The sequence below is a fragment of the Sphingomonas canadensis genome, from assembly GCF_026013525.1.
Classification (GTDB): domain Bacteria; phylum Pseudomonadota; class Alphaproteobacteria; order Sphingomonadales; family Sphingomonadaceae; genus Sphingomonas; species Sphingomonas canadensis.
The window spans coordinates 260018-279700 of record NZ_JAPDRA010000004.1 but is presented as its reverse complement, the minus strand read 5'-3'; the positions used below and the strand labels follow the sequence as shown (position 1 = coordinate 279700).

General features: G+C 69.3%; 20 protein-coding genes. 11 read left to right on the top strand and 9 right to left on the bottom strand.

Annotated elements, in window-relative coordinates; translation table 11 throughout:
- Window positions 1-29 precede the first annotated feature (29 nt).
- Window positions 30-884: a class I SAM-dependent methyltransferase gene (locus OM513_RS10980; RefSeq protein WP_264944276.1), complete on the bottom strand. Its 855-nt coding sequence runs from the start codon at window positions 882-884 to the stop codon at window positions 30-32.
- Window positions 885-1027: 143 nt separating this feature from the next.
- Between OM513_RS10980 and OM513_RS10975 the strand changes: the two genes are divergently transcribed.
- Together OM513_RS10975 and OM513_RS10970 are read left to right on the top strand one after the other, a co-directional pair.
- Window positions 1028-1441, top strand: coding sequence for a response regulator transcription factor (locus OM513_RS10975; RefSeq protein WP_264944275.1), 414 nt, complete (start codon window positions 1028-1030; stop codon window positions 1439-1441).
- Window positions 1442-1548: 107 nt separating this feature from the next.
- Window positions 1549-2076, top strand: a complete 528-nt coding sequence (locus OM513_RS10970; protein WP_264944274.1) for a DUF4199 domain-containing protein — start codon at window positions 1549-1551, stop codon at window positions 2074-2076.
- Here the strand turns inward: OM513_RS10970 and mutS are convergent.
- On the bottom strand, window positions 2073-4643 hold the full coding sequence (mutS, locus tag OM513_RS10965) for a DNA mismatch repair protein MutS (protein ID WP_264944395.1): 2571 nt from the start codon (window positions 4641-4643) through the stop codon (window positions 2073-2075). The genes OM513_RS10970 and mutS overlap by 4 nt on opposite strands.
- A 131-nt stretch (window positions 4644-4774) precedes the next feature.
- On the opposite strand from mutS, the gene OM513_RS10960 reads away from it, so the two are divergent.
- Both OM513_RS10960 and OM513_RS10955 read left to right on the top strand, forming a co-directional pair.
- Complete coding sequence (locus OM513_RS10960; RefSeq protein ID WP_264944273.1) at window positions 4775-7030, top strand: NADP-dependent malic enzyme; 2256 nt, start codon at window positions 4775-4777, stop codon at window positions 7028-7030.
- Window positions 7031-7109: 79 nt separating this feature from the next.
- Window positions 7110-7640 (top strand): HD domain-containing protein, encoded by a 531-nt coding sequence (locus tag OM513_RS10955; protein ID WP_264944272.1) that lies wholly within the window; start codon window positions 7110-7112, stop codon window positions 7638-7640.
- A 24-nt stretch (window positions 7641-7664) separates the two neighbouring features.
- On the opposite strand, the gene OM513_RS10950 is transcribed toward OM513_RS10955, so the two are convergent.
- Window positions 7665-8453 carry an SDR family oxidoreductase gene (locus OM513_RS10950; protein ID WP_264944271.1) on the bottom strand — a complete coding sequence of 263 codons (789 nt, stop codon included), beginning with the start codon at window positions 8451-8453 and terminating at the stop codon, window positions 7665-7667.
- Between the two features lie 49 nt (window positions 8454-8502).
- Complete coding sequence (locus OM513_RS10945) at window positions 8503-9663, bottom strand: acyl-CoA dehydrogenase family protein (RefSeq protein ID WP_264944270.1); 1161 nt, start codon at window positions 9661-9663, stop codon at window positions 8503-8505.
- Window positions 9664-9801: 138 nt separating this feature from the next.
- Between OM513_RS10945 and OM513_RS10940 the strand changes: the two genes are divergently transcribed.
- From OM513_RS10940 to OM513_RS10930, 3 genes are read left to right on the top strand one after another with little or no spacing between them, the layout of a single operon-like run.
- The gene (locus OM513_RS10940) at window positions 9802-11247 is read left to right on the top strand and encodes an MFS transporter (protein ID WP_264944269.1); all 1446 of its coding nucleotides are present in this window, start codon (window positions 9802-9804) and stop codon (window positions 11245-11247) included.
- Window positions 11248-11279: 32 nt separating this feature from the next.
- On the top strand, window positions 11280-11531 hold the full coding sequence (locus OM513_RS10935; protein ID WP_264944268.1) for an AbrB/MazE/SpoVT family DNA-binding domain-containing protein: 252 nt from the start codon (window positions 11280-11282) through the stop codon (window positions 11529-11531).
- 3 nt (window positions 11532-11534) lie between these two features.
- Complete coding sequence (locus OM513_RS10930; protein ID WP_264944267.1) at window positions 11535-11927, top strand: type II toxin-antitoxin system death-on-curing family toxin; 393 nt, start codon at window positions 11535-11537, stop codon at window positions 11925-11927.
- A 120-nt stretch (window positions 11928-12047) separates the two neighbouring features.
- Here OM513_RS10930 and OM513_RS10925 read toward each other — a convergent pair whose 3' ends face one another.
- The gene (locus tag OM513_RS10925) at window positions 12048-12221 is read right to left on the bottom strand and encodes a hypothetical protein (RefSeq protein ID WP_264944265.1); all 174 of its coding nucleotides are present in this window, start codon (window positions 12219-12221) and stop codon (window positions 12048-12050) included.
- Window positions 12222-12235: 14 nt separating this feature from the next.
- Window positions 12236-13519 (bottom strand): isocitrate lyase, encoded by a 1284-nt coding sequence (gene aceA, locus OM513_RS10920; protein WP_264944264.1) that lies wholly within the window; start codon window positions 13517-13519, stop codon window positions 12236-12238.
- 261 nt (window positions 13520-13780) lie between these two features.
- Here aceA and OM513_RS10915 point away from each other — a divergent pair, with 261 nt between their 5' ends.
- Entirely contained in the window at window positions 13781-15163 is a 1383-nt protein-coding gene (locus OM513_RS10915; protein ID WP_264944262.1) for a helix-turn-helix domain-containing protein, read from the top strand.
- Window positions 15164-15169: 6 nt separating this feature from the next.
- On the opposite strand, the gene OM513_RS10910 is transcribed toward OM513_RS10915, so the two are convergent.
- From OM513_RS10910 to OM513_RS10900, 3 genes are read right to left on the bottom strand one after another with little or no spacing between them, the layout of a single operon-like run.
- Complete coding sequence (locus tag OM513_RS10910; RefSeq protein ID WP_264944261.1) at window positions 15170-16174, bottom strand: aldo/keto reductase; 1005 nt, start codon at window positions 16172-16174, stop codon at window positions 15170-15172.
- Window positions 16171-16347, bottom strand: coding sequence for a hypothetical protein (locus tag OM513_RS10905; RefSeq protein WP_264944259.1), 177 nt, complete (start codon window positions 16345-16347; stop codon window positions 16171-16173). The genes OM513_RS10910 and OM513_RS10905 overlap by 4 nt, the downstream gene beginning before the upstream one ends.
- Window positions 16344-16592 carry a hypothetical protein gene (locus tag OM513_RS10900; protein ID WP_264944257.1) on the bottom strand — a complete coding sequence of 83 codons (249 nt, stop codon included), beginning with the start codon at window positions 16590-16592 and terminating at the stop codon, window positions 16344-16346. Before OM513_RS10900 ends, OM513_RS10905 begins: the two co-directional genes overlap by 4 nt.
- A gap of 104 nt (window positions 16593-16696) precedes the next feature.
- On the opposite strand from OM513_RS10900, the gene OM513_RS10895 reads away from it, so the two are divergent.
- The 3 genes from OM513_RS10895 to OM513_RS10885 are packed head-to-tail and all read left to right on the top strand — an operon-like array spanning window position 16697 to window position 19645.
- Window positions 16697-17650, top strand: a complete 954-nt coding sequence (locus OM513_RS10895) for an ArsR/SmtB family transcription factor (protein WP_264944256.1) — start codon at window positions 16697-16699, stop codon at window positions 17648-17650.
- Window positions 17647-18588: a methylenetetrahydrofolate reductase [NAD(P)H] gene (gene metF / locus OM513_RS10890; protein ID WP_264944255.1), complete on the top strand. Its 942-nt coding sequence runs from the start codon at window positions 17647-17649 to the stop codon at window positions 18586-18588. The genes OM513_RS10895 and metF overlap by 4 nt, the downstream gene beginning before the upstream one ends.
- Before the next feature lie 10 nt (window positions 18589-18598).
- Window positions 18599-19645, top strand: a complete 1047-nt coding sequence (locus OM513_RS10885) for a homocysteine S-methyltransferase family protein (protein WP_264944253.1) — start codon at window positions 18599-18601, stop codon at window positions 19643-19645.
- Window positions 19646-19683 lie beyond the last annotated feature (38 nt).

The window sequence follows — 19683 nt, the reverse complement described above, 5'->3', positions numbered from 1 at the left end:
AAAGGCACGCCGGGCTGCCGTCGCCCCGTTCAGGCGCGTGCGGTGACCAGCCAGGCCTTGCCGCCCATCATCACGCCCTCGCCGGGCCGGTGGAACCGCGCGTACAGCGCCGCCACCTCGCCGACCACGCGCGCGGCGATCTCCGGACCCGCTGCCTTCAGCGTATCGGCGACCGAGCTGGCGCCGGTGATGAAGGCCGCCGCCTCGGCCGGGGTGGCGCCCGGCCCGCCGATCGGCTGGAGCCCCTCCCAGCCCGCGATATCCGGTTCGGAAAAGCCTGCCGCGGCGAGGATCTCGAGCAGATAGCCGGTGTCGCCGAACGCGAAGGGGCCGGGGGTGCCCGGAACGCGCGGCGGCAGCGCGATGTGCCGCGCGACGACGCCCATCGTCTCCATCATCCAGGGATTGTCGGGCGCCGGCGCCCAGACCGAGATGTCGATCCGCCCGCCGGGCCGCAGCATCGCGTGCAGATTGGCGAAGGCCGATTTCGGATCGGCGAAGAACATCGTGCCGAAGCGCGAATAGAGCCGGTCGAACGGCGCCCCTTCGGGAATTCCCGCGGCGGCGTCCGCGCAGGTGAAGGCGGCGGCTGTGGCGCCCGCGGCCTGCGCGCGGCGGCGGGCCTCGTCCACCAGCGCCTGCGAGATGTCGAGGCCCAGCACGCTGCCGCCGGGCGCCACGGCGCGGGCGATCCGGATCGTGGTGCCGCCGCCGCCGCAGCCGATGTCGATCACATGCTCGCCGGGTGCGAATCCCGCGCGGGCGAACAGCGCGTCGCCCACCGGGGCGATCTGGCCTTCGAACGGATCGAGGTTGGCGAGCCAGCGCTCGCCGATCTCGCCCGCCCAGTCCTCGGCGTGCAGCGTATTGGGCGATTCGCTCATGTTCCACCCTCCTTGCAGTTTGCCGGTCGATAGCGGCCGGGACGGCCGCGGGAAAGCTGCCAAGGCGCCCGCGCATCTGCTAACGGAAGCGGCGGCAGACAGGGCGGAGACGGATCATCGCGACGCGCGGAAGACCGGGGCCGATGTGGCGGCACCTCGTGGCCTATGCGCTGCTGCTGGCGCTGGGCACGGCGTTGCTGCAGTGGCTCGATTATCGCTGGATGGTGCGATCGCATTCGACCGGGTTCTATCTCTTCCTCGTGGCCGCCGGCTTCCTCGCGCTGGGCATGGTGATCGGCATGCGCGTGCTTGCGCCGCGCACGCGCCCGCCGTTCGACGGCAATCCCGCCGCGGTCGAATCATTGGGCATCAGCACGCGCGAACTGGCGGTGCTGCGCGAGCTGGCGGCCGGCCGGTCGAACCGCGAGATCGCGGACGCGCTGCGCATCTCGCCCAACACGGTGAAGACGCATGTCGCGCGGCTCTACGAGAAGCTGGGGGCCAGCCGCCGCACCGATGCGGTGGCGCGGGCGCGCGAGCTGGGCATAGTCGTTTAGGGTGATCGCGCCGCCGTTCGTCCCAATCACCCGTTCGGGCGATTGCCGGGCAGCGTTGCGGCGGTGCTGTTGAGCGCGCAATCTCGCACGGACATCGGGGGCATGTGATGCTGAAGAAGATACTGACCTATGGCGCTATCGCGGGCCTGATCGCGGGCGCGCCGATGCTTGCGCTCACCGCCTGGGCGGACCGGATCCAGCCGGAGCTGGGCATGGTGATCGGTTATCTCACCATGCTGATCGCGTTCAGCACGGTGTTCGTCGCGATCAAGCGGTGGCGTGACGTGGAGGGGGGCGGAGTGGTGCGCTTTTGGCCCGCTCTGGGGATGGGGCTCGGCATCGTCGCATTGGGGAGCCTGATCTATGCGATCGCCTGGGAGATCGCGCTCGCCACCGCCGGTTCCGACTTCATGGCCGAATATGCCGCGGGCGTGATCGCCGAGCGCAAGGCGCAGGGAGCGAGCGCCGCGGAGATTGCCGCGCTCACCGCGCAAATGGAGTCGTTTCGCGCGCAATATGCCAACCCGCTGTTCCGCTTCGCGATCACGCTGACCGAGATATTGCCGGTCGGGTTGCCGGTCGCGCTCGTCTCGGCGGGGTTGTTGCGCAACCCGCGGTTCCTGCCCGCGCGCTAATCCTGCGCCAGCGCCTTGAGGCGGTAGAGCGCGTCGAGCGCCTCGCGCGGGCTGAGCGAATCCACGTCGATCCGCCCCAGCTCCTCGCGCAGCGCGTCGACGGCTTCCGCCTCCGCGGCCGCCGCGAACAGGGGCAGGTCGTCGAGGCCCGCGGCCAGCCCGCCGGTCCTGGCGCGGCCCTGCTCCAGCCTGTCGAGCACCGCCTGGGCGCGCTTGATCGTGACCGGGGGCAGCCCCGCCAGCCGGGCGACGGCGATGCCATAGCTGCGGTCGGCCGGCCCGCCGGCCAGCTCGTGCAGCAGCACCAGATCGCCCTTCCATTCGCGCGCGCGGACATGGTGCAGCGTGAGCGCTTCGCAGCGTTCGGCCAGCCGCGTCAGCTCGTGGTAATGCGTGGCGAACAGGCAGCGGCAGCGATTGTCCTCATGGATCGCCTCCACCACCGCCCAGGCGATGGCGAGCCCGTCATAGGTGCTGGTGCCGCGTCCCACCTCGTCCAGGATCACGAAGCTGCGCGGGGTCGCCTGGGCCAGGATCGCCGCGGTCTCGACCATCTCGACCATGAAGGTGGAGCGCCCGCGCGCCAGATTGTCCGACGCGCCGACGCGGCTGAACAGCCGGTCCACCAGGCCCAGCCGCGCGGCGGTGGCCGGGACGAAGCTGCCCGCCTGCGCCAGCACCGCGATCAGCGCGTTCTGGCGCAGGAAGGTGGACTTGCCGCCCATGTTGGGGCCGGTGACCAGCCACAGCCGGTTGCCCTCGTCCAGCGTGCAATCATTGGCGACGAAGCGCCCGCCCGATGCCGCGACCGCCGCCTCCACCACCGGATGGCGCCCGCCCTCGATCTCGAAACAGGCGTGGTCCGCCAGGCCGGGGCGAGCCCAGCCGCCCTCCGCCGCGCGTTCGGCCAGGCCGGCGGCGACATCGATCCGGGCGAGCGCGTCGGCGGTGACAGCGATGCTCTCCCGCCGGTCCAGCGCGGCGGCGGTCAGGTCTTCCAGGTGCGCCGCCTCCGCCGCCAGCGCGTGCGCGCCGGCCTGCGTCACCTTCAGCGCAGCCTCATGCAGATCGGGCGCGTTGAAGCGGACGACGCCCGCCAGCGTCTGGCGATGGGTGAAGCCGCTGTCGGGCGCCATCAGCGGATCGGCCGAGCGCGCAGGCACCTCGATATGATAGCCGAGCACGCCGTTGTGGCGGATCTTGAGCGCCTGGATGCCGGTGCGGCCGCGATAGTCCGCCTCCAGCGCGGCGATCATGCGCCGCCCGCCCGCGCCGGTATCGCGCAAATCGTCGAGCGCCGCGTCATAGCCTTCGGCGATATAGCCGCCCTTGCCGGCATCCACCGGCGGCTCGGGCACCAGCGCGCGCTGCAGCAGATCGATCAGCGCGCCATGGCCTTGCAGCAGCGGGGCAAGCTCGGCCAGCAGCGCCGGCTTGTCCGGGATGCCGCGCAGCCGCTCGCCCAGCCGCCAAGCGCCGTCCAGCCCGTCGCGGAGCTGGCCTAGGTCGCGCGGGCTGCCGCGCCCGGCCGCCAGCCGTCCCAGCGCGCGGCCGATATCGGGCAGCGCGCGCAGATTGCTGCGCAGCATGTCGCGCAGGCCAGGATCGTCGTGGAAATGCTGCACCAGATCCAGCCGCGTCTCGATCGCGCGCCGGTCCATCAGCGGGGCGGCGATGTCGCCCGCCAGCATGCGCGCACCCGCGCCCGTGACGGTGCGGTCCACCGCGTCGAGCAGGCTGCCCCTGCGCGTTCCCGCGCTGCTGACGGTCAGCTCCAGGCTCTCGCGCGTCGCGGCGTCGATCGCCATCGCCGCTTCGGTGCGGCTGATGCGCGGCGGACGCAGGAAGGGCAGGCTGCCACGCGCGGTATGCTCCAGATAGGCCACCAGCCCGCCCGCCGCCGCCAGCCCCGCGCGGCCGAAGCTGCCGAAACCATCGAGCGTGGCGACGCCATAGAGCCGCTTCAGCCGCGCCTCGCCGGCCGTGCTGTCGAAATCGGCGCGCGACCGCGTCACCGTGGCGGCCTCGGCGAAGGCGGACGCTTCGGAGGCGATCACCTCCGCCGGGTTCAGCCGGGCCAGTTCCGCCGCCAGCCGTTCGGGGCTGGTCTCGATCAGCTCGAAACGGCCGGTGGAGATGTCCGCGCAGGCGATGGCCACCTGTCCCCCCGCCTCGCCCACGGCGGCGCACCAGTTGGCCGAACGGCTGTCGAGCAGCGCCTCCTCGGTCAGCGTGCCCGCGGTCACGACGCGGATGATCGCGCGCGCCACCAGCGCCTTGGATCCGCCGCGCTTCTTGGCCTCCTCCGGCGTTTCGATCTGGTCGGCGATGGCGACGCGGTGCCCGGCCTTGATCAGCCGCGCCAGATAGCCCTCCGCAGAATGCGCCGGCACGCCGCACATCGGGATGCGCTCACCGTCATGCTCGCCGCGCGCGGTGAGCGCGATGTCCAGCGTGGCGCTGGCGATCTTCGCATCCTCGAAGAACAGCTCGAAGAAGTCGCCCATGCGATAGAACAGCAGGCAATCCCCGGCCTCGGCCTTCAGCGCCAGATACTGGGCCATCATCGGGGTGGGCGCGGCGGCGGACATCGCGGCTTTGCGTAACGCAACCCTGTGCCGGATCAACACCCGCGCCGGGTTTTCTTGGGGACAAGTCCCTCCTAAAGGGAGGGCGACCGGAAAGGAAACCCCACCGCATGTCCGAAGACGCCAACGTCCAGTTCTCCGATCGCGAGGCCCTGCGCTTCCACTCCGAAGGCCGCCCCGGCAAGATCGAGATCATCGCGTCGAAGCCGATGGCCACGCAGCGCGACCTGGCGCTGGCCTACTCGCCCGGAGTCGCGGTGCCGGTGCGGGCGATCGCGGAAAACCCGGCCGCCGCCTATGACTATACCGCCAAGGGCAATCTGGTCGCGGTGATCTCCAACGGCACGGCGATCCTGGGGCTGGGCAATCTGGGCGCGCTGGCGTCCAAGCCGGTGATGGAAGGCAAGGCGGTGCTGTTCAAGCGCTTCGCCGATGTCGATGCGATCGACCTTGAGCTCAACACCGAGCATGTCGAGCGTTTCATCGACGCCGTGTCGCTGCTGGAACCCAGCTTCGGCGGCATCAACCTGGAGGACATCAAGTCCCCCGAATGCTTCGTGATCGAACAGACGCTGCGCGAGCGGATGAAGATCCCGGTCTTCCATGACGATCAGCATGGCACCGCGATCATCGCCGCGGCGGGGCTGATCAACGCGCTGTACATCACCGGCCGCGACATCCGGAAGACGCGGGTGGTGGTGAACGGCGCCGGCGCCGCCGCGATCGCCTGCACCGATCTGATCAAGGCGATGGGGCTGCCGCAGGACAATCTGCTGATGTGCGATCGCAAGGGCGTGATCTATCGCGGGCGTGAGGACATGAACCAGTGGCAGTCGGCGCATGCCGTGGCGACGGATCGCCGGACGCTGGCGGAGGCGCTGGAGGGCGCGGACGTGTTCCTGGGCCTTTCCGCCGCCAACGCGCTGCCGCCCGAACTGCTGCAGAAGATGGCGGCGCGGCCGATCGTGTTCGCGATGGCCAATCCCGATCCGGAAATCACCCCGCCCGAGGCCAAGCGCGCGCGGCCCGACGTGATCATCGCCACCGGCCGTTCGGATTATCCGAACCAGGTGAACAACGTGTTGGGCTTTCCCTTCATCTTCCGCGGCGCGCTGGACGTGCGGGCGACGACGATCAACGACGCGATGAAGATCGCCGCCGCCACCGCGCTGGCGGATCTGGCACGCCAGCAGGTGCCGGAGGAAGTGGCGCTCGCCTATGGCAAGCAGCACAGCTTCGGCCCCGATTATATCATCCCCGCGCCGTTCGACCCGCGGCTGATGGAGGTGGTGCCCGTCGCCGTCGCCCAGGCAGCGATGGATTCGGGGGTGGCGACCAAGCCGATCGAGGACATGGACGCCTATCGCACATCGCTGCGCGCGCGTCTGAACCCGACCACCTCGGTCCTCAGCCTCGTCTATGACGGTGCGCGTGCGAACCCGAAGCGCGTGATCTTCGCCGAGGCGGAGGACGAGGTGGTGCTGCGCGCGGCCATCGCCTTCCGCGAGGGCGGCTATGGCACGCCGCTGCTGATCGGCCGCGACACCGTGGCCGACAAGCTGCGCGAACTGGGCGCCGATCCCGCCGATTTCGAGCTGCACAACAGCGTCAACTCGCCGCTGCGCGACGAGATGGTGGAGTTCCTCTACAAGCGGCTCCAGCGCCGCGGCTATCTGCGCCGCGACGTCGAGCGGCTGGTGAACCGCGATCGCAACATCTTCGGCGCGCTGCTCCTCCAGCTCGGCAAGGGCGACGCGATGATCACCGGCGTCACCCGCACCTATGCCGAAACCATGCGCCAGATCCGCCGTGTGATCGATCCGGCGGAAGGCCGCACGCCGTTCGGCATCCATGTGCTGGTCGGCCAGTCGCACACCGTGTTCATCGCCGACACCACCGTGAACGAGCGCCCGACCGCCGAGGAGCTGGCGGCGATCGCGGAGGGCACCGCCGCGGTTGCCCGCCGCATGGGCCATGAACCGCGCGTGGCCTTCCTCAGCTATTCGACCTTCGGCAACCCGCCGGGGCGCTGGCTGGAGAATATCCGCGCGGCGGTCCAGCTTCTCGACGAGCGCCAGCCGAACTTCGAATATGAAGGCGACATGGCGCCGGACGTCGCGTTGAACCCGCGCCAGATGGAGAAATACCCCTTCTCGCGCCTTTCCGGCCCGGCAAACGTGCTGATCATGCCGGGGCTGCAATCGGCCAACATCTCGGCCAAGCTGCTGCGCGAGCTGGGCGGCGACGCCACGATCGGCCCGATGCTGATCGGCATGGAAAAGCCGATCCAGATCGCGCCGATGACGGCGACCGCCAGCGAGCTGGTGACGCTGGCGGTGCTCGCGTCGGCGGGGATCGCGCGTTAGTGTTCGTCCTGTTCAGGCGGCACCGGCCCGCTCACCACCCGGCCACCCATGGAATAGACTGGTGTTGGGTGGCCGGTTGGTGAGCGGGCTGGAGCCGATTCTGCCAAAGGCGGGCAGACTCAAGGTGTTCGGCCCGGGGACGCCGACCCTGGAGGAGACCGCAGCGCTTGCCGCTACGCTGCACGCGGGACAGACCGACAAGGCTGGCGAACCCTATATCGGCCATCTGGCGCGGGTGTCGCGGCACCTGCTCCGGCTGTTTCCGGGCGCGAGCGAGGCCGAACGCCACGCCGCCTGGCTGCACGACAGCATCGAGGATACCGGCACCACCGCCGAAACGCTCACCGCGTTCGGCTATCCGCCCGAGGTGATCGCGATCGTCGAGGCGCTCACCAAGCCCGGCGGCGGCGTGACCTATCCCGAGTGGATCGAGGCGCTGGCGGCCAGCGGATTCGCATCGGCGATGCGGGTGAAGCTCGCCGATCTCAGCGACAATTCCGATCCGGAACGGCTCGCGCGCCTTTCGTGCGATCGGCGCGATGCGCTCGAACGCAAATATCTCCCGGCGATCGCGCGGTTGCGTCACGCGCTCGACGCGGCAGGGGGTTGAACCCTTCCGCCTCGCCGCCGCGCCTCACCCGTCGATGCTGCTCGCCAGCGATGCGTTGACGATGCCGCCGTCGACCGTCAGCGTCTCGCCCACCACATAATCGCCCGCGCGGCTAGCCAGGTAGATGGCGGCGCCCGCCATGTCCTCTGTCACGCCGATGCGGCCGGCCGGGATGCGCTTGGCCACGCCGTCGCCATGGTCGCGCGCGGCGCGGTTCATGTCGCTGGGGAAGGCGCCCGGGGCGAGCGACGACACGACGATATTGTCCTGGATCAGCTCGGCCGCCACGCGGCGGGTGAGGTGGATCAGCGCCGCCTTCGATGCCTGATAGCTGTAGGTCTGCCAGGGGTTCACGCGCTGCCCGTCGATCGAGGTGATGTTGATCACCTTGGCCGGGCGGCCCGCGCTCGCGGCCGTCTTCAGCATCGCGTGCAGCGCCTGCGTCAGGAAGAAGGGCGATTTGACGTTCAGGTCCATCACCTTGTCCCAGCCGCTCTCCGGGAACTCGTCGAACGGCACGCCCCAGGCGGCGCCGGCGTTGTTCACCAATATGTCCAGCTTCGCCTCACGCTTCGCCAGCTCGGCGGCGAGCGTGCGGCATCCCTCCACGGTGGAGATGTCGTGCGGGATGGAGATGCAGTTGGGGCCAAGATCGGCCGCGGTGGCATCGCAGGCGTCGGCCTTGCGCGCGGTGATATAGACCTTCGCGCCCTGGGCGACGAAGCCCGCCGCGATCATCCGCCCGATGCCGCGCGATCCCCCGGTGACCAGCGCGACGCGGCCGTCGAGGCGGAAGAGGTTGGTGGTGTCCATCTGTATTTCCTTCTGCTCCCCGCCTCCGGGGCGGGAGGTGTGGCGGTGTTCAGCCGCCGCGCTTCAGCGTTTCGCGGGCGATGATAAGCTGCTGGATCTGGCTGGTGCCCTCATAGATGCGGAACAGCCGCACGTCGCGGTACAGCCGTTCGATGCCGTAATCGGCGATGTACCCCGCCCCGCCGAAGATCTGCACCGCGCGATCGGCCACGCGGCCCACCATCTCGCTGGCAAAATATTTGGCCGCGGCGGATTCCATCACCACATTGGCGCCCGCGTCCTTCGCCGCGGCGGTCTCCATCACCAGCGCCCGGGCGGCCAGAGCCTCGGTCTTGCTGTCGGCGATCATCGCCTGGATAAGCTGGTGCTCGGCGATCGGCTTGCCGAACTGCTTGCGCGCGCTGGCATAGGCCACGCAATCGGCGATCAGCCGCTCCGCCACGCCCACGCACACCGCCGAGATATGCAGCCGCCCGCGATCGAGCACCTGCATCGCGATCTTGAATCCCTGGCCTTCCTCGCCCAGCCGCAGCGAGGCGGGCACGGGAACGTCGTCGAAGATCACATCGGCGACCTTCGCGCCTTTCTGCCCCATCTTCTTTTCCGGCTCGCCGATGCTGATCCCGGGCAGATCGCGCGGCACCAGGAAGGCGGATACGCCGCGCCCGCCGGGATCTTCCCCGGTCCGCGCCATCACGGTGAACACATGGGCCTTGTCGGCATTGGTGATGAAGCGCTTGGTGCCGGTCAGGCGATAGACCTCGGCCCCATCCGCATCCCTGGCGCGCACCGCGCGGGTCTTCACCGCGCCGCTGTCCGATCCGACATCGGGCTCGGTCAGCGCGAAGCTGGCGATCACTTCGCCGCTGGCGATGCGCGGCAGCCATTCGGCCTTCTGCTCGGGCGTGCCGGCCAGCACCAGCCCCTGGCTGCCGATGCCCAGGTTGGTGCCGAAGGTGGAGCGAAAGGCGGGCGTGGTGCGCCCCATCTCCAGCGCGACGCGGCACTCCTCGACCATGGTGAGGCCCAGCCCGCCATATTCTTCCGCGATCGACAGGCCGAACAGGCCCAGCTCGCGCATCTCGTCCACGATATGCGGGGGAATCGCGTCCGCGGCCTCCACCTCCGCCTCCAGCGGGCGCAGCCGTTCGCTCACGAAGCGGCGGATCGTGTCGATCAGCGTCTCGAATACCTCGGGGTCGAGGGCCATGCGCCGTCCTCTCCTTTCCAATTATGCCCTCGCTATAGCCGAGATAACGGGCCGGGCAAGCATACCCGATTTTCCAAGAAGCAGTGATTGACCGCCGCAGGACACCACCTATGGTGGCGCCCGTACAAAGGAGAGAAGATGCCTTCGGATACCCCAGGCGCGGGCGCGGCGTTGCCGCCCGTGCGCCGGATCGGCCAGTCGACGATGCTGGCCTATGGCTTCGGCGCGGCCGCCTATGGCGTGAAGGATTTCGGTTTCTCCACCTTCCTGCTGCTGTTCTACAATCAGGTGCTGGGCCTGCCTTCGGCGCAGGTCGGCTTCGCGATCATGTGCGCGCTGATCCTGGACGCATTCGTCGATCCGGCGGTGGGATTCCTGTCCGATCGCACGCGCAGCGGCTGGGGACGGCGGCATCCGTGGATGTACGCCTCCGCGCTGCCGATCGCCGTCGGCTGGGTATTGTTGTGGAACCCGCCGGCGCTGTCGCAAGGCGCGCTGCTGGTCTGGCTGTTCGCCATGGCGGTGGTCGTGCGCAGCGCGGTCTCCTGTTACGAGGTGCCGTCGCAGGCGCTGAGCCCCGAGCTTTCGGCCGATTATGACGAGCGCACGCGGATCATGGCCTATCGCTATCTGCTCGGCTGGGCGGGCGGGCTGACGATGCTGGTCGCATCCTATGGCTGGCTGCTGGCGCCTGCGCCGGGGCAGGAGAGCGGTCTGCTCAACCGCGATTCCTATCTCGGCTTCTCGATCGCCGGCGCGCTGGCGATGGTCACCGCGATCCTGGTCTCCGCGCGCGGCACGCACCATGAGATCAGCCGCCTGCCCCGTCCGGACATCCAGCGGCAGACGCTGGGCGAACATTTCGCCGAGCTGCTGGAAACGGTGCGCAACCGCGCCTTCCTGACCCTGATGGGTGCGGGCCTGTGCTATTATTCGGCGCAGGGGATCAGCTTCGCCCTTTCCAACTATCTCTACGTCCATGTCTGGCGGATGCAGGGGCAGGAGTTCCAGTGGCTGGCGGCCAGCCTGTTCGTGGGCGTGGCGCTGGCCTTTTTCGTGGCGCCGCGCGTGGCGAAGCGGGTGGGCAAGCCGGCGGCGGCGATGGCCTTCATGGGCGGCGCATCGGTGCTGATCGCGACGCCCTATCTGCTGCGCCTCGCCGGGTTGTTCCCGGGGCCGGACAGCGCGGTGATGCTGCCGCTGTTGTTCGGCATCTTCACGATCAACGCGGCGTGCAGTGTATCCTCCACCATCCTGGGGGCGTCGATGATGGCGGACGTGGTGGAGCATTCGGAGGCCGACACCGGCCGCCGTTCGGAAGGCGTGTTCTTCGCGGGGGGGTTCTTCGTCCAGAAATGCACCAGCGGGCTGGGCATCTTCGCCGCGGGGCTGATCCTGGCGCTGGTCGGCTTCCCGGAAGCGGCAGCGCCGGGCAGCGTCCCCGCGCCGACGATCGACCGGCTGACCATCGCCTTCGCGCTGCTCTACATCGGTCTCGGGTTCGGGGCGGCGATGCTGTACCGCCGCTTCCCCTTCGGCAAGGACGAGCATGAGGCGCGGATCGAGCGGATGGCGGGGGGGTAGCGCCTGAGGGTGTATTCAGTTATAACATCCGTATGAACAAGCCCGCTAAACTCGGCCGTGTCCACGCCCTGAAGGTGGTGCGCGTCGGCAATTCGGCCGGTGTGATCCTGCCGAAGGAGGTGCTGGCGAAGCTGCGTGTGGCGCTGGGCGATGAACTGAGCATCAGCGAGGTGCCCGGTGGTATCGCGCTGACCCGCCACGATCCGGGATTTGAGGAGCAGATGAAGACGGCGCGCGAAGTGATGGCGCGCCGCCGCAATGCCCTGCGCGAACTCGCGAAATAGACCATGGCCCAGCATGACTGGATCTGGGTCGGCCTTGCGGTCGCCGAGGCCGCGCATGGCGAGCAGCTTGCCGAACACGGCGGCGGTGAAGGCGTGCGCGACCGGAGCCTGCTGGAGAGTGCGATGGCACGCCCGCAGAATCTTGCCGCCTATGGCGATCCGGACGCGGCGGAACTTGCGGCCAGCTATGCCTTTGGCATCGCGCGCAACCATCCGTTCGTGGACGGGAACAAGCGCACCGCGGCGGTGGTGAGCGAAACCTTTCTGGCGCTGAACGGATACGGCCTGACCGCGAGCGACGTAGAGCTCGTGATCACCTTCGTCGCGCTTGCGGCGGGCGAGATCGGCGAAGCCGCGCTGGCGGATTGGTTCCGTTCGCATCTCGCCGGACCCTGAAACGGAAATGCCCGCCGGCGCGATGGCCGGCGGGCATCCTTTCCTCCCCAGGAAAATGCTTGGCCCCCGTTTGCGGGCCGGCGGCCCCGGTTCGGCCGGGGTCCGCCTGGATGACCGCCGTCAGGCCACGCGGCCGAGGCGGTGATAGAGGTTCGAGAATTTCACCGATTCCGGGCTGTCCTTGATCTGCTGGAGGTGCGCGCCGACCGCTTCGCGGATCAGGCGGAAATCCTCCGTCGAGAAGACGGCACGGCTGCGTTGCGGCTCGGGGCGGGTATGTTCTTCGATATGCATGACAAACTCTCCTGCTACGCGGCTTCTTTGCTGAACTGGGCGGCTTCGGTGCTCTCGGCGAGCGCGGTGGTCGAGCTTTCGCCGCCGGCCACGGCCTGGGCGATCGCATCGAAATAGCCGGTGCCTACCTCGCGCTGGTGGCGCGTGGCGGTATAGCCGTTCGCCTCCGCCGCGAACTCGGCCTGCTGCAGCTCCGAATAGGCCGCCATGCCGCGATCCTTGTAGCCCCGGGCCAGCTCGAACATGCCGTAGTTGAGCTGGTGGAAGCCGGCGAGCGTGACGAACTGGAACTTGTATCCCATCGCCCCGATCTCGCGCTGGAACTTGGCGATGTCGTCCTTGTCCAGGTTCGCTTCCCAGTTGAAGCTGGGCGAGCAGTTGTACGCCAGCATCTTGTCCGGATGCTCCTTCTTGATCGCCTCGGCGAAGCGGCGGGCGTCGTCCATGTTGGGATGGCTGGTTTCCCACCACAGCAGGTCGGCATGCGCCGCGAAGGCCAGGCCGCGCTTGATGCAATGATCCACGCCGGTGCCATCCTTCAGGCGGAAGAAGCCCTCCGGCGTGCGCTCGCCGGTCAGGAATTCGCGGTCCCGCTCGTCCACGTCGCTGGTGATCAGCTTGGCGCTCTCGGCATCGGTGCGGGCGCAGATCACGGTCGGCACGCCGCAGACGTCCGCCGCCAGGCGGGCCGCGTCCAGGTTGCGGATATGCGCCTGCGTCGGGATCAGCACCTTGCCGCCCAGATGGCCGCACTTCTTCTCGCTCGCGAGCTGGTCCTCATAGTGAACGCCAGCCGCGCCGGCCGCGATATAGGCCTTCATGATCTCGAAGCAGTTGAGCGGACCGCCGAAGCCGGCCTCCGCATCGGCGACGATCGGCGCGAACCAGTCGCGCTGCGATCCGCCTTCCATATGCTCGATCTGATCGGCGCGCTGCAGCGTGGCGTTGATGCGCCGCGCCAGTTCCGGCCCCGCGTTGGCGGGGTAGAGCGACTGGTCCGGATACATCTGGCCCGCGGTGTTGGCATCGGCCGCGACCTGCCAGCCGGACAGATAGATCGCCTTCAGGCCCGCGCGCACCATCTGCATCGCCTGGTTGCCGCTGAGCGCGCCGAGGGCGTTGATATAGTCCTCGGTCTTCAGCAGCTCCCACAGCTTCAGCGCGCCCTTGTGCGCCAGCGTATGTTCGATCGCTATCGAGCCGCGCAGCCGCGCCACGTCTTCCGGCGAATAGGGGCGCTGGATGCCGTCGAAGCGGCCGGCGGGGGCGGGGACGAGGTCTTCGAAACGGATGGACATGTGCGTTCCTTCACAAGATTTCCCGCCGGATAGCCACAAATCCCCGACCGAGGACCCGATTCGCGTCGGAATTCGCGTTGCGATGTGAAGGCTCGCCGTAAATAGATTGTCGAATGGTAATGATATTTACAAACCCGCGCGGTTGTGGCATCACGGTGTTGCGGAGACCCCGCGCCCGCTAACCGCGCCTCCCCGGACGCGGGCCCCGGAGCGGCAAGCGCGTGGGTCTCCGCGCCCCTGTGCAGGCGTGCGCGAGTATGAATGGCTGATCCCAAGCTTTTCGCCGGCCATGCCGTGCGCCGTCTCCGCCGCGGGGCCGCGCTCACCCAGGCGGCCATGGCCGACATGCTCGGGATCTCGCCGAGCTATCTCAACCTGGTCGAACGCAATCAGCGGCCGTTGAGCGCCACGCTGATCCTGCGGCTTGCCGAAAGTTTCGATTTCGATCCGCGCGCGCTCAGCGCGGCCGAGCCCGGCGGCGGGGCCGACGGGCTGCGCCGCCGCCTGGCCGATCCGATGTTCGCCGATCTGGAAGTCGATCGTGCCCAGGTGGAGGAATGGCTGGCGGGCGCGCCCGGCGGGGCGGAGGCCTTTGCGCGCGCCTATGACCGGATCGGGCAGGCGGGCGGCGCGGCTCCGGCCGGGGAGGCGGCGGGCGAGCCGCAGCTCCGCGTGCGCCGCGAGATCGAGCGCTGGCGCAACCATTTCGCCGATCTGGACGCCGCGGCGGAGGCGCTGGCCGACGAGCTGCGCGCAGGATCGGCGGACCCCGGCGGGGCGATGGCGGAGCGGCTGCGCGTCAAGCACCAGCTTCTCGTCCGCATCCTGCCGGTGGAGGTGATGCCCGACCGGCTCAAGCGGCTCGACCTGCACGCGCGCCAACTCCAGCTTTCGGAGATGCTCGACGCGCCTTCGCGCAGCTTCGCGCTGGCGCAGCAGCTTGCGGAGGAGGCGCGGGGCGAGATCGACGCGCTGGTGCGCGGCGCCGGACTCGATCGCGTGGCGGAGCGGATGTTCCGCCGGCATCTGACCGGCTATTTCGCCGCCGCGCTGATGATGCCCTATGCCCGGTTCCTGCGCGCGTGCGAGGCGACGGGATATGATGCGGAACTGCTGGGCCATCGCTTCGGCGCCAGTTTCGAACAGGTCGCGCACCGGCTGACGACGCTGCAGCGCGTGGGCGCGCGCGGGCTGCCCTTCTTCATGATCCGCGTCGATCGCGCGGGGCAGGTCTCCAAACGCTATGGCGGCGCCAGCGGATCGCCTCTGGTGGAGGGCGCCGGGGTCTGCCCGCTGTGGGACCTGTTCGAAGCGTTCGCCCGGCCCGAGGCGCCGGTGGCGCAGCTCGTCGAGCTGGAGGACGGCGGACGCTGGTTCACCGTCGCGCGTGCGGTGCGGCCGCCGGGCGCGCGTGCCGGACAGGCGCGGTTCGCGGTGGGGCTAGGACTGGCGGCGGGCGAGGCGCGGACGCTGGCGGCGGCGCGGGGCATCGATCTTTCGGGGAGCGCGGCATTGATCGGGCTGGGCTGCCGCGCCTGCACCCGCCCCGATTGCGTCCAGCGATCGGCGCCGCCCGCCGGCCGCGCGCCGCTGGTTCCCGAGCGTGAGACCGGGCTTACTCCCTTCGGCTTCGCGGGGGATTGAACGCGGCTATTCCGCGGTTTCCTTATCGGGCAGCGACGGCGGCAGCGGTTCCTGTTCGGCCCCCACCGCACCCGCGGCGGTCAGGCGATCGATCTGATCGCGGGTCAGCGCCAGATCGATGCAGCCCATCAGTTCGTCGAGCTGGGTGACGCTGGTCGCGCTGGCGATCGGCGCGGTCACGCCCGGCTGCGCTGCGAGCCAGGCGAGCGCGATCTGCGACAGCGTGGCGCCGGTTTCGGCGGCCACCCGGTCCATCTCGGGCAGGATCGCGGTCTTGGTCTTCAGCCATCCCGCCGCCTTGAAGCCGCGCGGGCTTTTCGCCGCATCCTCGGCGGTGCGGTACTTGCCGGTCAGGAAGCCGGTGGCGAGTCCGAAATAGGGGACGGCGCCGATGTTGTGCGTCACGCACAGATCCTGCAGCTCGCCCTCGAAATGGCTGCGGCTGACCAGATTATACTCGGGCTGGAGCACGCGATAATGCGGCAGCCCTTCGCGCGTGGCGAGGTCCAGCGCGGATTTCAGCCGGGCCGCCTTGAAGTTGGACGCGCCCAGGTTGCGCACCTTGCCGGCCTCGATCAGCCGCTGGAACGCGCCCAGCACCTCGGCCTGGGGCACCGACGGATCGTCGCAATGCGCGAAATAGAGGTCGATCCGTTCGACGCCCAGCCGGCGCAGCGAAGCATCGCAGGCGGCGGCGATGCGCGCGGGGGCCAGCCCTGCGCCGCCCTCACCCGCCAGCATCCCAACCTTGGTGGCGATGGCGACCTTTCCGCGCTGGCCCGAAGCGGCGAGCCAGTCGCCGATCACGGTTTCCGATTCGCCGCCCGCATGGCCGGGGACCCATGCCGAATAGACGTCGGCGGTATCGACCAGCATGCCGCCGCATTCGGCGAAGCGATCGAGGATGCGGAAGCTTTCGGCCTTGTCCGCGGTCCACCCGAACACATTGCCGCCCAGCACCAGCGGCGGGGTGACCAGATCGCTGCTGCCCAGCGCGCGGTTGGCGTTCATCGGGCGTCCTCCGTGTCGTTGGCGCCGATCGCGTTGATGTCGGTCGCGGCGGCGGCTGCGTCGAGCTGCCGGGCCTCGCCCGCGGTCACGCCGCCGGGGCCGGGATCGCTGTCCGATCCGCAGCCCGCCAGCGCGATGGCGGCCAGCCCGAGCAGGATCGCCGCGCGGATCACTCGTCGATTTCGTTGCCGTCGGGCACGCTGGTGTCCAGCCCCGCGGTGTTGCCGGAATAGCTGCCCATCGCGTCGTTGAACGCGGCGTCGGTGGCGGCCTTCACGTCGCCGTCCGCCTCGCTCATCGTGTTGCTGTCGCCGGCCAGCGTCTCGGCGGCCTCGTTCGCTTCGTTGCGGGCGCCGCCGCAGGCCGAAAGCGCCAGCGCCGCAAGCGCGGCGGCGGGGATCAGGATCGCCTTTCGCATGGATCGATTGCTCCGATTTTCCAGGGCGTTCTGGCTATCCGGCGAAGCGGACGGGCGCAACCGCGTTGACAGGATATAAAGATATCTTTATGTCTCTATATGTCATGAGTACGGCCCTCGACATCTTTCGCGCGCTGGCGGACCCGACCCGGCTCCGCATTCTCGCGCTGCTGCGCAAGATGGAGCTTTCGGTGGGCGAGCTGGCGCAGGTTCTGGCGCAGAGCCAGCCGCGCGTCAGCCGGCATGTGAAGATCCTGTGCGACGCGGGCCTGGCCGAGCGGCGCAAGGAGGGGAGCTGGGTGTTCGTCGCGCTGGGGGAGGGCGATCGGACCGGCCCGGTGCTGGCCGCGCTGGATGCGTGGAACGAGCCCGATCACTGGGCCGTGGCGGACGAGGCGCGGCTGGCGGCGGTGCGCGCCGATCGCGCGGCCGCCGCTGCCGAATGGTTCGAGGCGCATGCCGGCGAGTGGGACGCGATGCGATCGCTCCACATCGCCGAGGAGCGGGTCGAGGCGGCGATGGCCCGCGCGCTGGGCGATACGCCGATCGGCCGCCTGATAGACATCGGCACGGGCACGGGCCGCATGCTGGAGCTGTTCGCGCCCCAGGCGGATCACGCGCTGGGCATCGATCGTTCGCCGGAGATGCTGCGGCTGGCGCGCGCCAAGCTGTCGGAGCGCGGGCTCGCCAATGCGGAGCTGCGCCAGGCCGATCTCTACGCGCTGCCGCTGGCCGATGCCGGGGCGGACGCCGCGATCCTGCATCACGTGCTCCATTTCGCGCAGCAGCCGGGCGCCGCGATCGCCGAGGCCGCGCGGGTGCTGAGCCCCGGCGGGCGGTTGCTGATCGTCGATTTCGCGCCGCATGAGCGCGAGGATCTGCGCACGCGCAACGCGCATGCCCGCCTGGGCTTTTCCGACGAGCAGATCCTGGGCTGGTTCGAGGCGCAGGGCCTGTCGCCCGTGCTCGTGGAGACGCTCGAGGGCGGCGAACTGACCGTCAAGCTGTGGCTTGGACGCAAGACCGGAGGCGAAGGAAAGCGAGTGAAGGCGGCATGAGTATCACGGTAAGCCAGCTTGAGGAGGCGCGGCGCGCGCTCGATGCCCCGTTGTTTGCGGACGTCGGCGGCGATGCGGCGGTGTCGTTCGAGTTCTTCCCGCCCAAGAACGAGGCGGCCGAGGCGAGCATGTGGGAGGCGGTGAAGACGCTGGAGCCGCTCGGCCCGCGCTTCGCATCGGTAACCTATGGCGCCGGCGGCACCACGCGCGATCGCACGCATGGCACCGTGGCGCGCATCGCGGCGGAAACCGGCATCCCAGCCGCCGCGCACCTGACCTGTGTCGAGGCGGCGCGCGACGATGTGCTCGCGGTTGCCGACGGCTTCTGGCAGGCGGGCGTGCGCCGCATCGTTGCGCTGCGCGGCGATCCCCCGGTGCTGGGGCAGCAGTTCCAGCCGCATCCGCAGGGCTTCCGCGGCGCGGCCGAGCTGGTCGAGGCGCTGGCGAAGCTGCACCCGTTCGACATCTCGGTCGCGGCCTATCCGGAGCAGCATCCCGAATCGCCGGACCTGGCCGCCGATCTCGATAATCTGAAGCGCAAGCTGGACGCGGGCGCCACGCGCGCGCTGTGCCAGTTCTTCTTCTCGCCGGAGGTCTTCTTCCGCTTCCGCGATGCGGCGGCGGCGGCGGGGATCACGGCGGAGATCGTGCCGGGCATCCTGCCCGTCTCCAACTTCGCCCAGACGCGCAAGTTCGCCACCGCCTGCGGCACCGGCATCCCGCCGTGGATGGCGCGGCTGTTCGACGGGCTGGACGATCACCCCGCCGCGCGCCAGCTCATCGCCGCGACGATCGCGGCGGAGCTGTGCCGCAAGCTCTATGCCGGCGGCGTCCGCGCCTTCCATTTCTACACGCTCAACCGCGCCGAGCTGAGCTACGCCATCTGCCACCTGCTGGGGCTGCGCCCCAAGGCGGCGGCGCAGGCGGCGGCGGCGTGAGGAACCTGCGATGACCCCACGCGAAACCCTGCTCGCCGAAGCGGCGAAGCGCATCCTGATCACCGACGGCGCCTTCGGGACCGAGATTCAGAAGCGCGGGCTGACCGAGGCGGATTATGCCGCCGGCCTCTCGCTCGGCCGCGACCAGAAGGGCAACAACGACATCCTGGCGCTCACCAACCGCGATGTGATCGCCGACATCACCCGCGCCTATTTCAAGGCCGGATCGGATATCGTTTCCACCAACACCTTCTCCGCCAATCGCATCAGCCAGGCCGATTATGGCGCGGAGGATCTGGTGCGCGAGATCAACGTCGCCGCTGCTTCGGTGGCGCGGGAGGCCGCGGACGAATTCCAGCGGCAGGACGGCCGCCCACGCTTCGTGGCCGGCGCGATCGGTCCGACCAACAAGACGCTGTCGCTCAGCCCCGACGTCAACGATCCCGGCTATCGCGAGATCGATTTCGACTATCTGAAGCAGGTCTATCGCGAGCAGATCGACGCGCTGGTGGAAGGCGGCGTGGATTTCATCCTGATCGAAACGGTGTTCGACACGCTGAACGCCAAGGCGGGCATCATGGCCGCGATCGAGGCGGGCGAGGCGCTGGGCCGCGATCTGCCGATCATGCTGTCGATGACGCTCACCGATCTTTCGGGCCGCAACCTTTCCGGACACACCGTCGAGGCCTTCTGGTATGCGGTGCGGCATGCGCGGCCGGTGACGATCGGGCTCAACTGCTCGTTCGGCGCGGAGCAGCTCCGCCCGCATGTCGCGGAGCTGAGCAAGATCGCCGACACGCTGATCATGGTCTATCCCAACGCCGGCCTGCCCAACGAGCTGGGCCAGTATGACGAGCTTCCCGATCAGACCGCGGCGCTGGTGCGCGAATGGGCCGATGCGGGGCAGGTGAACATCCTGGGCGGCTGCTGCGGATCGACGCCCGAGCATATCGCGGCGATCGCCCGCACGGTGCAGGGGCTGCCGCCGCGCGCGATGCCGGTGCCGGAGGTGCGCACGCGCCTGGCCGGGCTGGAGCCGATGACGATGGCGGCATGACTTCTATAGCCCTCTCCCCCTTCGGGAGGAGAGGGCTG